Here is a 14,260-nt window from a genome sequence, read left to right on the forward strand (position 1 = left end):
AGCAGCAAATCCCCGTCCTCACGAGGAGAACGGGGATTTGCTGTGTGCTGGCTCCTCCTGCTGGACTTGAACCAGCAACCCTTCGATTAACAGTCGAATGCTCTGCCAATTGAGCTAAGGAGGAATGAAGCAGGTACGACCTTAGCAAAGGTTTCGCGCCAATGTGAAATCGGCTCCCGGACAGGACGGAATACCCTCCCCTGGTATAAAAAAATCCCCGTCCCGGAGATCCGGAACGGGGATTGTGCGCTCCTCCTGCTGGACTTGAACCAGCAACCCTTCGATTAACAGTCGAATGCTCTGCCAATTGAGCTAAGGAGGAATGAAGCGGGTATCAGCCTAGCAAACACCGCTGCTGGAAGCGAAATCGGGAACCGGACCGGCAGCAGCCGGGAACACAAGGGCCGGAGCTAAGCGTCCGAGCGCAAGGCGCGACGCTCCATTTCGAGCATCATCAACTCCCGGTTGAGCCGCTGGAACTCGTCCGGACTGGCCGCCGGGTCCAGCCGCTGCAGCTGGCCCATCTTGTCCGCCTTGACCCTGGTGATCTGCAGCTCGAACAACCGCGCCAGGATATCCCTGCAGTACTTCTGGACAGCTTCGGCGGTGCTGGCGGGCAGCGGCACCACGGCAAGTTCAGACACCAGCGGACGCAGCGGTTCGGGCACCTCGTGCATCACCTGCTCCACCCAGCGGAGCGGTTCGCCGATCAGTCCGGGGCCCGAGGCACGCATGGCATCGTGCACAGCCTGGAAGGCGGGCGTCACGAACCGCGCGGCCGAGAAACGCTCCCAGATGCCCCCGCCCAGCAGCGCCGGCTCCTGGAGTGCCACTTCCAGCGCCTGCCGCTCCATGGACGCCACCGGATCACGCGGATCGGGGCGGTGGAAGGAAGGGACAGCGCCCGACGCCGCCCCGGCAGCCACGCCGGGACCTCCCGGTTGGGTGCCGCGCGCCGCAGCGGAGGCTCCGGATGGTGCGCCCGGCGACGCAGCCGCGCCGCCTTCACGTTTCATGGCAACGGCGACGGCCCGGCTGACCTCTTCCACGGGCATCCCCAGCCAGCCTGCCAGTTGGCGGGCGTAACCGGGCCGGATGGCGGCATCACGGATCTGCCCCACCACCGGTGCAGCTTCGCGGAGCGCCGCCACGCGGCCCTCCACCGTGTCCAGGTTGTGGCGCTTCAGGGTGGCTTTGATGGCGAATTCAAAAAGTGGGCGCCGGCTGTTGATCAGGTCCCTGACAGCCTCATCGCCCTTGGTCTGGCGGAGATCACAGGGGTCGGCGCCGGTGGGGTCCACGGCCACATAGTTCTGCGCCACGAAGCGCTGATCCTCCTCGAAGGCGCGCAGCGCAGCCTTCTGCCCCGCGGCGTCCCCGTCGAAGGTGAAGATGACCTCGCCGCCGGTGCCGTCGTCGGACAGGAGGCGCCGGGCGATCTTGATGTGCTCGGTGCCGAATGCGGTTCCGCAGGTGGCCACCGCCGTCGGGATTCCTGCCAGGTGGCAGGCCATCACGTCCGTGTAGCCCTCCACCACCACCAGCTGCCGGTCCTTGGCGACGTGCTTCTTGGCAAGATCGATCCCGTAGAGGACCTGTGACTTCTTGTAAAGCGTGGTTTCGGGGGTGTTGAGGTACTTGGGCCCCTGGTCATCCTCGTAGAGTTTCCTGGCGCCGAAGCCGATGGTGTCCCCGGAGATGTCGCGGATGGGCCAGATCAGCCGGCCCCGGAAGCGATCGTAGATTCCGCGGTTGCCTTCGGAGAACATTCCCGTCAGTTTCAACTCAGCGTCCGTGAAGCCGCGCCCGCGCAGGTGCTTCAGCAGGGCATCCCAGCCCTGCGGTGCGTAGCCGACGCCGAACTGCTCCGAGGCCGCGCGGTCAAAACCGCGGCTATAGAGGAAATTCCGCCCCTCAGCGGCGCCCGGGGTCAGCAGCTGGGCGCGGAAGAACTCATCGGCGATTTTGTGGGCATCCAGGAGGCGCTGCCGCTTGCCCACCTCTTCGCGGCTCGGCCCGGTTCCGCCGTCCTCGTAGCGGAGCTCGTAACCGATACGGGATGCCAGCTTTTCCACGGCCTCGTGGAAGGACGTGTGGTCCTGTTTCTGGACGAAGGCGATGACATCGCCGTCTTCGCCGCAGCCGAAGCAGTGGTACCTGCCCACCTGCGGCCGGACCGTAAATGACGGCGAGCGCTCGTCGTGGAAAGGGCACAGGCCCTTGTAGGTTCCCAGCCCGGCACCCTTGAGCGTGACGTATCCGTCCACGACTTCCTTGATGTCCGTGCGCTGGCGTACTTCGTCAATATCTTCACGTTTGATCAGGCCAGCCACAGAGCCATCCTAGTCCCCGGACCAAATCGGGGACCATGGCGCGACTATCGGCGCCCGCGCTGCCGGGGTCCGGACGCACCCTCGCGCCCGGTGTCCTGCTGCAGGGTCAGGGCCAGGACGGGACAGAGGGCGACGGCGTCGCGCGCCGCCTCGAGGTCGGCGTCAGCCAGGGGAACGTCCGTGCGGTCCGGGCCCACCCTGCCGCGTGCCACGGGGTACCCCCAGTCGTCCCTGTCCAGCACGCCGGCGAGCAGTTCGGTGCAGAGCCCGCGCCCGTCGCATCTGGTCCAGTCAATGTGCAGGGAAGCGCTCATGCCGGCCTCCCGCCGGCGGCGAGGCAACGGCCGCCCAGGTGCGCCCGGACGTCCTCGTCAAAAACCTCCAGCGCGCTGGCCACAAGTCCCGCGGTGCCGTCCGGGTGCCGGCACGCGCCTCTGCCGGCAACCAGCTTGGCCAGCCGGTCCAGTTCGCCGGGAAGCCTGGGATTCCGCTCGCCGGCGGCGATCCGGTTCAGGACCGAGGCCATGGCCGGCAGCCCGAACATGCAGGGCCCGCACTGCCGGGCGGACTCACCGGCAAGGTAGGCGAGGATCCGAGCCGTCACCTGCACCCCGCAGGTGCCCAGGCCCAGGGCGTGGACCACCCCGGCGCCGGGCCTGACCGTCTGTCCTGCCGGGCCTCCGGGCGACAGCTGATAGGGGCCCGGCCTGATCCACCGGCCGTGGTACCCGCCCACCAGCACCGCGGACACGGACGCCGGTTCCATGCCCGCCGCGGCGAGGACATCGACGAGGCTGGCACCGCCCGGCACTTCCAGGACAACGTCCTGCACGGGGGGCGGACCGGACACTGACACGAGCCGGGTGCCCGGATCTGAGGAGGTGCCCGCCTCCCGGAACCACCGGGCGCCGTATCTGCCGATCAGGGCCACCTGCGCCAGGGTTTCAACATTGATGACCAGGGTGGGACGCCCGTTAAGCCCGGCCTCACTGAGCCGGCGCCGCTGGTCCACCGGCAACGCAGAGCCGGTGGCGATCCTGTTGACGACGGCGCTGGCCTCGCCGGCAATAAAGGTGGCCGGCGCTGCCACGGTCTCAATCCGGGCGGCACCCGGATGCTCCGCGATGGCGTGGCGCACGCCGGGGATGCTGCCGGCCGGCACGTAGAGGTACATCTGCGTGCCGCCCAGGGCCCGGGTCAGGGCAAGCAGGCCGTCAATCACCAAGTGGGGCGCGTAGGCGAGCAGCGTCCGGTCCTTGAAGCTGAGCGGTTCTCCCTCAGCGCCGTTGGCAATGACCACCGGCCGGGCAGGGAACAGTCCCTTCCTCCCGGACCGGGCTGCGGCCATGGCTTTCCGCCAGGTTTCGAAGGCGGCCCCGCCGCGGCCGGTGAGTTTCGAGGCCTCCAGCTCCTGCAGAAACCCCTCGGTATCAGCGCCGAAGTCCAGGGATCCGAACGTCTCCAGGTGCCGGTTCAGCGACGGGTCCGGGGCGGCGGCCAGGAGACGTGACAGCTGCACGGCTGCCGGCGGGACCGGCTGGGCCACAACGTCCGGGTGCGCGTTCACCGGAGGTTTCCTTCACGGGCCCTGGAGGTTTCAAGGAACGTTGCGGAAAGGCGCCACACCAGGGCTCCCCCGACGGCGAGTGCTGAGGCTGCCGCGATGAAGAAGAACCACGGGCTGCCCACATCGGTTCCGTTTCCGATGGCGTGGGCCAGCGCCACCGGCCAGACGCCGTAGCTCAGCCAATGGACCGCTTTGAAGGCGCGTTGACCAATCCGGCGGCGCAGCAGGGCGGTAACGATCACGGCGGCCGCCAGGTCCAGCGCCACCGTCCCGAGGCCCTGCCAGAACGGCCGGAACGAGCCCAGGAACGGAACCAGGACATCCACCGGGCGCAGCTTTGCATAGGAGTCCAGCAGCAGCGACCCGACGTGCAGTCCGAGGAACACCGCGGACAGCAGTGCGATGTTCCGGTGGAGCAGGCTGATGGAGAACCGCGGCATCACCAGCAGGGGCCGGCCTGACCGGTTGAGGATGCCCAGGAGGACGGACACGGTGAACAGGGCCAGCGCAATAAATCCGCTGGCACGGCCGAAGGCCCACATGGCTTCATCCACGGGACGCACCCGCCTCTACACTGACAGGCCCGGCCGGCCAGCCGCCGGTGATCAGGGTCCGTCCCTGCTGGTCCACGAAGCGGCCGGGAATGCCGGCAGATCTGAACCAGTCAAGGGCCGCCGTCCCGCGGACGATGGCTGCCGTGCTGTACGCGTTGGCCTTCAGGCAGGTGGGGGCCGCCACCGTGACTGAGCGCCACACGGGTTTGGCGGGAAGTCCGAAGCGGGGGTCAAGGATGTGATGAACGTCGGTTCCGGCGTGCTTCCAGCGTCTCTTCTGCGTGCTGGAGGTGGCGAGTGCGAACCCGGGTTCGAGGGCGATGTGTTCGGCCGGGTCCGTCGGCAGGTCCTGGACGAGGATCTGCCACGGCCCCGGGTGCCCAGCGTGTCCCCGATCTCCAGCGACGTGCGGACCGGGGCCGGCAGTCGCCAGGTCTCCGCCCAGGCTGACCAGGACCCCGCAGCCCAGGGCGGCGTGCACCTGTGCGGCGGCCAGGTCCGCCGCTGCGGCCTTGGCGGTGGCGCCGAGGTCCAGGCGCAGATCCGCCGGGACGCTCAGGATGCTGCCGTGCAGGCGGACGCGTGTCCAGCCGGGAACCCGCGGCAGGGCCGGGGGGCTTTCGGAGCTACGTTCCGGTGGCCTAGCAGCGGGAAGGGGGTTCCCGCTGGGCACGGGCACGCTCGCGATCCCCTGCCGGTACCCGAGGGCGTCCAGGTCGGCACCGAGGGTCGGGTCGACGTCGCCCGCTGTCAGGTGGGCTGCCGCGAGCGCCTGTTCCATCAGGTACCGGAACGTTGCGGTGATTTTCACGCCGCCGGCCGCATCGGGACCAAGCGTCATCAGCTCGGAATCACGTCGGAACCGGCTGCAGGCCTTGTCCACGTCCTCCACTACGGCACGGACAATGGCTTCCGCCTCCGCCAGCATGCCTTCGCCGGTTACGGTCAGCCAAGCATCCAGACCCCATACCGACCACCTGGACCGGGCCGTCACGTCAGGACCCGGACGATTGCCCGTGAGTGACACCGCCGTTGCCAGGTTGGACCGGGCTGGTTCCACTGAAACCCCGGGGGCGTCGGAGACTGTTGCTTTGGCTGCCGTCATCGTCCTGGCTGCCGGAGTAGCCGCCGGATGAGGAACGCGGGCCCGACGGGGAGGAGTTGCCCGGCGCGGTCGGAACCCCGGGCGTTGGGGCGGGGGCGGACCCGGACCTGGCCACGACTGACGGTGTGGAGGAATAAATGGCTGCTGCGGCGACACCGGCCGTTGCGAGACTGCCCACGGCCACGGCCGCGGTGATCCCGCCGGCCAGTCGCTTGCCCCTGTTACGGGTGCTCATGACTTTCTCCCGTCTCCTACAAACGGCTTAGTGAATCCGCCGTTGCTTCCATCCTCCTCGCGGTTCCTGTGTATTTGCTTAGGACTGGCTGTAGATCCTGCTTACCAGAGGGACGGCAGGCTTCCCACAAGGCGCTCGTACATGGCCAGCGCCGAACCGTCCGTGAGCGACGCCACCTGGTCAATGACAACCCTGAGACGGGCGGCGTCGTCCGCCGCGTCCCGCCAGTCGGCAGCGAACATCGGCTCCAGGTGGCGGTCCCCGGTGGAATTGAGGGCGGTCACCAGGGCGTGCAGGACTTCGCGCTGGCGTTCGTAGATGGGCTGGCGGTGTTCGGTGGTCATCACAAAGGTGGTGGCCAGCCCCTTCATCACCGCGATCTCCATCACGGTCTCGTCCGGGACCACCAGCTCGGCGTTGTACCGTGTGAGGTTTTCCGGGCCGTAGAGGGCGCGCGTGGTTTCCAGGGCGCGCTGGCAGAACCGGCCGATCAGCTGGCTGGTCATGTTCTTCAGGGCGGCCATGGATTTGCGGCTGCCGTCGGCTTCCCGGACCCACACGTCGGTGGCTTCGAGCCGGCCGAGGGCAGCGTCGATGGCGGCTGGATCGTTGTGCGGGAGGTACCACTGCCTGGCGTAGCCCACCACCCGGGCGCGGTGGTCCGGGTTGTCCATCCAGCGCAGCTGGAAGTGGCCGGCCACAATGGCGTCCTCAACGTCGTGCACCGAGTAGGAGATGTCGTCGGCCAGGTCCATGACCTGGGCTTCCAGGCAGGTCCGCCGTTCGGGGGCACCCTCGCGGATCCAGTTGAAGATAGGGAGGTCATCCTCGTATGCGCCGAACTTGCTGGTGCGCTGCCCGTGTATCACCGGGGCTTCAAGCGCCGACCAGGGGTATTTCGACGCCGCGTCCAGGCTGGCGCGCGTCAGGTTCAGTCCGGCGGGCCGCCCGTCCGTGGCCAGCACCTTGGGCTCGAGGCGTGTGAGCAGGCGCAGGGTCTGGGCGTTCCCTTCGAAACCGCCGATCGCGTGTGCCACCTCGTTGAGGGCTGACTCGCCATTGTGGCCGAACGGCGGATGCCCCAGGTCGTGGCTCAGGCAGGCCGTGTCCACCACGTCCGGATCGCAGCCCAGGGCGCGGCCGAGTTCGCGGCCCACCTGGGCCACTTCCAGGCTGTGGGTCAGGCGGGTGCGGACGAAGTCGTCGGTGTCGGGGGCCACCACCTGGGTTTTGGCGCCCAGTCTGCGGAGCGCCGAGGAGTGCAGCACGCGGGCACGGTCACGCTCAAAGTCGGACCGGTAGGTGCTTTTGGGTGGCTCCTCCACCCAGCGGGCGGAGTCCTGGGACTCATAGCCAGGCAGGACAGGTGCCGTGGTGCGGGTTTCAGCCACCGGAGACATCCAGCTCGGCGGCGGAAATGTCCTGGGACTGCGCGTCATTCAAGGCGCGGGATTCCAGCCAATCCTTGGGGAGCGCCGGCTTCTTGGGCGAGCCGGCCCGGCCGCGGGGGCCTTCGGCGTCCACGCCCGGGTACGGCGAATCCAGGTCCAGCTGATTAAGGGTCTCCCGGAGGACCTCCAGGCTGGTCACGAGCGCCAGCTTGGTGCGGAGTTCGCTGCCCACCACGTAGCCCTTGAAGTACCAGGCGATGTGCTTGCGGATTTCACGCAGCGCTTTGCCCTCATCGCCGAAGGTTTCCACCATCAGCTCGGCGTGCCGGTAAACGCTCTCGGCCACTTTGCGGAGGTCAGGCTTGTGGCGGACATCGCTGCCTTCGAAGGCGGCCATCAGGTCGCCGAACAGCCAGGGCCGTCCCTGGCAGCCGCGGCCCACCACCACACCGTCCACTCCGGTTTCCCGGACCATGCGGACCGCGTCCTCGGCGGACCAGATGTCACCGTTGCCCAGGACCGGAATATCGGGCAGGGCCTCGCGGAGCCGCGCGATTGCAGACCAGTCGGCCTGGCCGGAGTAGAACTGCGCAGCTGTCCTGCCGTGAAGTGCGACGGCGGCCACTCCGGCATCACGGGCAATCCGGCCCGCGTCGAGGTACGTCAGGTGGTCATCGTCGATGCCCTTGCGCATCTTGATGGTGAGCGGGATGCCGCCCTTGGCCGCCTCTTTGACCGCGGTCTGGACGATTGCGGTGAACAGATCGATCTTCCAGGGCAGCGCCGAACCGCCGCCGCGCCGGGTCACTTTGGGAACGGGGCAGCCGAAGTTCAGGTCGATGTGGTCGGCCCGGTCCTCGTCCACCAGCATCCGGACAGCGGCGCCCACCGTCACGGGGTCCACTCCGTAGAGCTGGACGGAGCGGACTTTTTCGTCATCGTCGTGCGAGATGATCCGCAGCGATTCGGGTGTGCGTTCCACGAGGGCGCGGGAGGTGACCATCTCCGCCACGTACAGGCCGCCGCCGTATTCACGGCACAGACGGCGGAAGGCGGAGTTGGTGATGCCCGCCATGGGAGCCAGGATCACGGGGGTGTCCACCGTGATGCTGCCCAGCTTCAGGGGCGGGAGTTCCAGCTTGGGGGCGGGAGGGGTTGCGGTAACAGTCACCTGTCCATTGTCGCAAAGGCGGGCAAATCGGCGGGAATCGGCCCGGGGCCGGCTCAGCCGCGGTCCCCGGGACCGCCCGGCGTACCGTTCCGGCCGCTCAACCGCGGTCCGCCCGGCGGCCCCGGCGGGTTTCCGGCACCGCGGCCGGGTCCGGATCTTCCCGCGTGCCCGCTTCCGCACCTTCCAGCGTTGCCCGCCGGGACCGGCGAGCCTCAGCTGCCGCTGCCAGCGCACCCGTATCTTCGACGTCGTCCGGGTTGATTTCCGGCGCCCGCCGTTCCAGCGTTTCGCCGGATCGGGCCGCAGCCTGGGCGACGGGCCGGATGCCCGTTGCCTTGACCACCAGCACCGCAATCAGGGTGGTCACCGGGATGGCGAGCACCAGCCCGATGGACCCGACGAGCGTGCGGATGACTTCCTCGGAAAGCTCCGCGCTGGTCAGCGTATCCCCCAGCGGCCGGTTGTAAAGCATCACAATGATGAGGATGGGAAGGGCTGCGCCGGCATAGGCGAACGCGATGGTGTACACCGTGGACGCGATATGATCGCGGCCGATCCGCATGGCCGAGGTGAACAGTTTCCGCGCGCCGGTGCCCGGCGCCAATTCATAGAGTTCCCAGACGGCGGACGATTGCGTGATGGTCACGTCATTCAAAACGCCCAGGCCCGAAATGATCAGTCCGCACAGGATCACACCGGAGATGGAGATATTGGCCGAGGTGTTGATCAGGGTAGTGGCATCGTGGCTGCCCACTCCGGCGAGGTTGGCGGCGTCGGTGGCCCAGGCAGCCAGCATCGCGGTGATGCCCAGCCCGAACATCGTGCCCAGCAGCGCGGTGGAGGTCCGGGCGGAGAAGCCGTGGGCAAAATAGAGGACTCCGATCATGATCACCGTGGACCCCACAAGGGCCAGCAGGATCGGGGATTTCCCCTCCACCAGGCCCGGCAGCATGAACCCTGCCAGGACAAAGTAGGCGCCCACCAGTCCCAGGAGTGCCCGCAGCCCGCGCCAGCGCGCCACAACGATCACCACCAGGGCGTAAAGGAGTGCCAATACCACGATGGGCAGTGTCCGGACGAAGTCGACAAAAATGTAGGCCGGAGAGCCCTGGGAGGCCGCGGCACCCTGGGCGTTGGATAGGTTCAGGTACCTGATCTGGTCCCCGGGCTTCACCCCGTGGGACTTTGCCACTTCCGGGTTGATCACCACCTTGACCGGGCTGCCGCCCTGGTCGGGCTGGGTGGACGCGAACATGCACTCGGAACCCTGCGGAGCGGGCTGGCCGGTGGTATCCGAAGCCGGGCCGGAGGCTGCGGAACCCTGCATGCAGCTCTCTTCCACCACACTTTGGATCTTGCCGGTATCGAAGGTCACTCCCGGTGCCGCAGAGTACGGGCTGGCGAGCGAGATGCCTTCCTTGGACCCTGACGGCCACAGCATGGCCATGCCCGCCAGGGTCAGTAACGTCAGTGGCACCAGGACCGCGGCCAGGATGCGGTTCGCCTTCCGGCGGGCAGCAATCGCATCTGCAGTTGGCTCCGAATGACCTGTTGAAGCGTGGGAGTGACCGGATCCCATCAGCAGCTAATCCTCATACCTTGAACTCTACGTCCGGCACCTTAAGGTTGATAATTGGCACAAAGCGGGAGGGATCAACGCATGACGGACCGCAGCATCAAAGGCAACGCAGGCCACCCGCCGGCGGCAACCCGGGGCGCGCAGCAGGCGTCCCTTACGGTGCTGGAAGCTGCCGGACCCACCAGGGGCGTGGCGTTGGTGCTCCACGGCGGCAAAGCACACAGCTTTGAGCCCGTGGAAGCGCGGCAGCTGAGCCCCCTGCGGATGCTGCCCTTTGCGAAGCACCTGCACCGTGCGGGAAAGAACCACGGGCTGGCTGTCTGGTCGCTGCGGAACAGCGTGCGGGGCTGGAACGGCCAGGCCATGTCGGCGCTTCACGATGCCCGCTGGGCCCTCCGGCTGATCAGCGAACGGCACCCCGGTGTTCCCGTGTACCTGGTGGGCCACTCGATGGGCGGCCTCACCGCCGTCTGCGCCGCTGATCACCCACAGGTCGAAGCCGTAGTGGCCTTGGCTCCGTGGCTCGGTCCGGAAACGCCCGCCGACCGGGTGGCCGGCCGCAAAGTCCTGATTGTCCACGGGACGGGAGACCGGATGACCAGCCCGGCGCAGTCCCTGAAATTTGCCCGCCGTGCCGGGGATAAAGCGGCTTCCATGCAGTACGTTTCGCTCAACGGCGCCGGCCACTTCATGATCCGGCGCGTCCGCCTGTGGCACACCCTGGCCACAGGATTTGTGATGAAGTCATTCGCCGAGCGCATCGGCTTCACCTATCCGGGGTCCGGTTCGCTGGACCGTATCCTGCCGGCCTCCGCCACCCAGGTCAGCCTGTGAGCCCTTTTCCCTGGCCGGACTTCGCCGCCTCGCTGCCCTGGACGGCGCTGGCGGTGGTTGCCGTGCTGGCAGTGACCTTCGCCATCGCGGTCCGGCAGCACAGGCACTCGGTGATGGACGTGGCATGGGGGCCCGGTTTTGTGGCCGTGGCGGTGGTCTCCTGGTTCCTGTCAGCCGGGCATGGTGACGATACCCGGCGTCTGCTGCTTGTGCTGCTGACGGCAGTGTGGGGGTTGCGGCTGGGAATCCATATCGGGTGGCGGGCCCGGGACGGGCATGAGGACCCCCGGTACCGGGAACTGCTGAAGACAGCGCCGGGGTCACGGAATGCCTACGCGCTGCGCCGGGTCTACCTGCCGCAGGGCATAGTGATGTTCTTTGTGTCCCTGACGCTCCAGGTGGGGATGTTTGCCACCGGCCCGCTCGGGTGGGTGGCGGTCCTTGGTGTCCTGCTGTGGCTCACGGGTTTCGCGTTTGAGGCCGTGGGAGACTGGCAGCTGGCCCGGTTCAAGAAGGATCCGGTACGGCGCGGAACCGTGCTCAACACCGGTTTGTGGCGCTACACCCGGCACCCGAACTACTTCGGCGACGCCGCCGTCTGGACGGGCCTTTTCCTCATCGCCGCAGATTCCTGGCCCGGCATCCTTACCATCCTGTCCCCCGCCCTGATGATCTGGACCCTCACGGCCAAGACCGGCAAGCCCCTCGCAGAAAAGGCCATGTCCTCCCGGCCCGGCTACCAGGAGTATGTGGAGACGACGTCCGGATTCCTGCCGTTGCCGCCCAGGCGGCGCAGGACCGGCGGTTCCTGAGCAGATCCCGCCCGCGGCCAGGCCCATAACTGAGTAGCGCCAAGTGTCGTTTTGACGGTTCAAAACGACACTTGGCGCTACTTACTTTCGGGGAACGCTTAGTCTGAGACGACCAGCGTGTCGGCACCGCGCTGGTGCGCTTTTCCGGTTTCCAGCAAGGGTTCGACGGCGGCGCGCAGCGCCGTCATCGAATCGTCCAGTTCCAGCATCACCGGGTGCTGATACGCGAGGAGCGCCAGGAGGTCGCGCACCGCGGCGGCCGCGTCGTCGGCGTCGAGCCGGGGGTCGTGGCCCACAAAAACGTCCGTCGGCTGGGTTTCCCCGGCCGGGGCGGCGGGGTCCTGGACCGGCTCGGCGTAGCTCACGGCGAAGGCGCGGATGCGGCCCTTTTTGCCGGGAACAACACCGGCGCCGAAAGCGGACTCCGGCTCCGCCCGCAGCACAATGGCACCGTGGGCGCCGGTGAGGTCGTCCAGGAAGAGCTTCTGCACCTGCCCCACCGACAGCGTGCCCGGCGAATCCCAGCCGTGGATGGAGGTGTAGTAGCGGCCCACCACGTCCGTGAGCTCCACCGAACCGGTGGCGAGGTCCATTACGACGTCGGAGCCGGCGTTTTCGTCGTTCGCCAGGCTTCCGCCGCCGTTCTTAGCCGGGAAGACCGGCAGCTTGAGCGCGCCGGGCTCCACCACCACCAGCCGTGAGCGCTGGATGGGCCTCAGCCCGAATTCCTCGGCGAATGCGGCCCCGGGGCTTCCGGGCTGTACCTTGCCGCGCAGCTTGAAGACGCTCGACGGCGCCTGCTCAACTTCCCGGCGCAGCATGGTCAGCAAGGTGGCACCGATGCCCGTGCGGCGGTGGTCCCGCGCCACTTCGATATAGGCCCACAGCCGTTCGGGGTGCAGGGATGCCTCGTAGACCACGCCTGCCCCCACGGGGATCCCGACGCCGTCGATAACGTCCTCAGCCACAATGCAGCGGCGCCACGGGGTACCGTCCGTCCCGGTGGAGGACACGGTGAGGGCGCCGCGGAACTGGCGCGCCTGTTCGGTCTCCGGCCCTCCCCAGATCTCCAGCAGCGCCAGGTCGTCGCCCTCGCGCCATTCCCGGTATTCGATCGCCATAATCAGGCCCCGATCAGGCGGGCGGCCAGGTAGCCTTCCACCTTGTCCAGGGACACGCGTTCCTGGCTCATGGTGTCCCGCTCACGGATGGTCACGGCCTGGTCCTCGAGGGTGTCGAAGTCCACAGTGATGCAGAACGGCGTGCCGATCTCGTCCTGGCGGCGGTAGCGGCGGCCGATCGCGCCGGCGTCGTCGAAGTCGATGTTCCAGTTCTTGCGCAGCTGCGCGCCCAGGTCCTTGGCCTTCGGGGACAGGTCTTCGTTGCGGCTCAGCGGCAGCACTGCGGCCTTGACCGGGGCGAGCCGCGGGTCAAGCTTCAGGACGGTGCGGACATCGACGCCGCCCTTGGCGTTGGGTGCCTCGTCTTCGGTGTAGGCGTCCACGAGGAAGGCCATGAAGGACCGGGTCAGGCCCGCGGCCGGCTCGATGACGTAAGGGGTGTAGCGCTCGTTGGTGGCCTGGTTGAAGTAGCTCAGGTCCTGGCCGGATGCCTTGGAGTGCGTGGAGAGGTCAAAGTCCGTCCGGTTGGCGATGCCTTCCAGCTCGCCCCACTCGGAGCCCTGGAACCCGAAGCGGTATTCGATGTCCGTGGTGCCCTTGGAGTAGTGGCTGAGCTTCTCCAGGGGGTGTTCGAAGAAGCGCAGGTTCTCCTCACGGATGCCCAGCCCGGTGTACCAGGACATGCGCTCCTTCATCCAGTACTGGTGCCACTCTTCGTCCGTGCCGGGCTCAACGAAGAATTCCATTTCCATCTGTTCGAACTCGCGGGTGCGGAAGATGAAGTTGCCCGGGGTGATCTCGTTCCGGAAGGACTTGCCGATCTGGCCGATGCCGAAAGGGGGCTTCTTCCGGGAGGTGGTGAGCACGTTGCTGAAGTTCACAAAAATGCCCTGCGCCGTTTCAGGACGCAGATAGTGCAGCCCCTCTTCGCTCGCCACGGGGCCGAGGTAGGTCTTCAGAAGGCCGGAGAATTCCTGCGGTTCCGTCCATTGGCCCCGGGTGCCGCAGTTGGCGCAGGCAATGTCCTTCAGGCCGTTCTCGGCAGGGCGGCCCTTCTTTTCCTCGTATTCTTCCTCGAGGTGGTCGGCGCGGTAGCGCTTGTGGCAGGAAAGGCACTCCACCAGCGGATCGGAGAAGACGTCCACGTGGCCGGATGCTTCCCAGACCTGGCGGGGCAGGATGACCGAGGAGTCCAGGCCCACCACGTCTTCGCGGCCGCGGACCATGGACTGCCACCACTGGCGCTTGATGTTTTCCTTCAGCTCGGCACCCAGGGGCCCGTAATCCCAGGCCGAACGCGAACCGCCGTAGATCTCACCGGCCTGGAACACGAAGCCCCTCCGTTTGGAGAGGGAAATGACCTGGTCGAGGACGGACTTTGGTGCCATGGTGGAACTCCAATTCTACAGGGCCGCTGGGTGCGGTCCGCGTTATCTGGCCCCGATGCACGGAAGTGCAAGTCCCGCGGGGTGCGGGCCGGGGCGGGCGAAGGAAGCGGGTGCTGGAAGCAAGGTGCAGAGGACTGCGTGTCCTAGCCTACCGGCCGCTGCGGCGCGGT

12 protein-coding genes and 2 tRNA genes are annotated in these 14,260 nt (G+C 67.4%); 2 read left to right on the top strand and 12 right to left on the bottom strand.

All coding sequences use genetic code 11. The features are described 5' to 3' along the window. Nucleotides 1-48: 48 nt before the first annotated feature. From PY310_RS02315 to PY310_RS02360, 10 genes are all read right to left on the bottom strand, one after another. Nucleotides 49-124 (bottom strand) — tRNA-Asn (locus tag PY310_RS02315). A gap of 125 nt (nucleotides 125-249) precedes the next feature. Beyond that, nucleotides 250-322: transfer RNA gene (locus PY310_RS02320), tRNA-Asn, on the bottom strand. 88 nt (nucleotides 323-410) lie between these two features. Continuing rightward, complete coding sequence (gene dnaG, locus PY310_RS02325) at nucleotides 411-2,333, bottom strand: DNA primase (RefSeq protein ID WP_275212532.1); 1,923 nt, start codon at nucleotides 2,331-2,333, stop codon at nucleotides 411-413. A 44-nt stretch (nucleotides 2,334-2,377) separates the two neighbouring features. Continuing rightward, complete coding sequence (locus PY310_RS02330) at nucleotides 2,378-2,647, bottom strand: ferredoxin (protein WP_275212533.1); 270 nt, start codon at nucleotides 2,645-2,647, stop codon at nucleotides 2,378-2,380. Then, nucleotides 2,644-3,900: an NADH-ubiquinone oxidoreductase-F iron-sulfur binding region domain-containing protein gene (locus PY310_RS02335; protein WP_275212534.1), complete on the bottom strand. Its 1,257-nt coding sequence runs from the start codon at nucleotides 3,898-3,900 to the stop codon at nucleotides 2,644-2,646. Before PY310_RS02335 ends, PY310_RS02330 begins: the two co-directional genes overlap by 4 nt. Further along, nucleotides 3,897-4,454: a ferric reductase-like transmembrane domain-containing protein gene (locus PY310_RS02340; protein ID WP_275212535.1), complete on the bottom strand. Its 558-nt coding sequence runs from the start codon at nucleotides 4,452-4,454 to the stop codon at nucleotides 3,897-3,899. The genes PY310_RS02335 and PY310_RS02340 overlap by 4 nt, the downstream gene beginning before the upstream one ends. Further along, nucleotides 4,447-5,559 carry an FAD:protein FMN transferase gene (locus PY310_RS02345; RefSeq protein WP_275212536.1) on the bottom strand — a complete coding sequence of 371 codons (1,113 nt, stop codon included), beginning with the start codon at nucleotides 5,557-5,559 and terminating at the stop codon, nucleotides 4,447-4,449. The genes PY310_RS02340 and PY310_RS02345 overlap by 8 nt, the downstream gene beginning before the upstream one ends. A 336-nt stretch (nucleotides 5,560-5,895) precedes the next feature. After that, entirely contained in the window at nucleotides 5,896-7,194 is a 1,299-nt protein-coding gene (locus tag PY310_RS02350; RefSeq protein ID WP_275212537.1) for a deoxyguanosinetriphosphate triphosphohydrolase, read from the bottom strand. Beyond that, entirely contained in the window at nucleotides 7,178-8,356 is a 1,179-nt protein-coding gene (dusB, locus tag PY310_RS02355) for a tRNA dihydrouridine synthase DusB (protein ID WP_275212538.1), read from the bottom strand. Before dusB ends, PY310_RS02350 begins: the two co-directional genes overlap by 17 nt. 97 nt (nucleotides 8,357-8,453) lie before the next feature. Further along, nucleotides 8,454-9,935, bottom strand: coding sequence for a YibE/F family protein (locus tag PY310_RS02360; RefSeq protein ID WP_275212539.1), 1,482 nt, complete (start codon nucleotides 9,933-9,935; stop codon nucleotides 8,454-8,456). Between the two features lie 81 nt (nucleotides 9,936-10,016). Between PY310_RS02360 and PY310_RS02365 the strand changes: the two genes are divergently transcribed. Beyond that, nucleotides 10,017-10,769, top strand: a complete 753-nt coding sequence (locus PY310_RS02365; RefSeq protein ID WP_275212540.1) for an alpha/beta hydrolase — start codon at nucleotides 10,017-10,019, stop codon at nucleotides 10,767-10,769. Beyond that, nucleotides 10,766-11,581 carry a DUF1295 domain-containing protein gene (locus PY310_RS02370; RefSeq protein WP_275212541.1) on the top strand — a complete coding sequence of 272 codons (816 nt, stop codon included), beginning with the start codon at nucleotides 10,766-10,768 and terminating at the stop codon, nucleotides 11,579-11,581. Before PY310_RS02365 ends, PY310_RS02370 begins: the two co-directional genes overlap by 4 nt. A 98-nt stretch (nucleotides 11,582-11,679) precedes the next feature. On the opposite strand, the gene PY310_RS02375 is transcribed toward PY310_RS02370, so the two are convergent. Both PY310_RS02375 and PY310_RS02380 read right to left on the bottom strand, forming a co-directional pair. Next, nucleotides 11,680-12,702 (bottom strand): GNAT family N-acetyltransferase, encoded by a 1,023-nt coding sequence (locus PY310_RS02375; RefSeq protein ID WP_275212542.1) that lies wholly within the window; start codon nucleotides 12,700-12,702, stop codon nucleotides 11,680-11,682. 2 nt (nucleotides 12,703-12,704) lie between these two features. Continuing rightward, nucleotides 12,705-14,090, bottom strand: coding sequence for a glycine--tRNA ligase (locus PY310_RS02380; protein WP_275212543.1), 1,386 nt, complete (start codon nucleotides 14,088-14,090; stop codon nucleotides 12,705-12,707). Between the last annotated feature and the right edge of the window lie 170 nt (nucleotides 14,091-14,260).

The organism is Pseudarthrobacter naphthalenicus (assembly GCF_029076445.1).
GTDB lineage: Bacteria > Actinomycetota > Actinomycetes > Actinomycetales > Micrococcaceae > Arthrobacter > Arthrobacter naphthalenicus.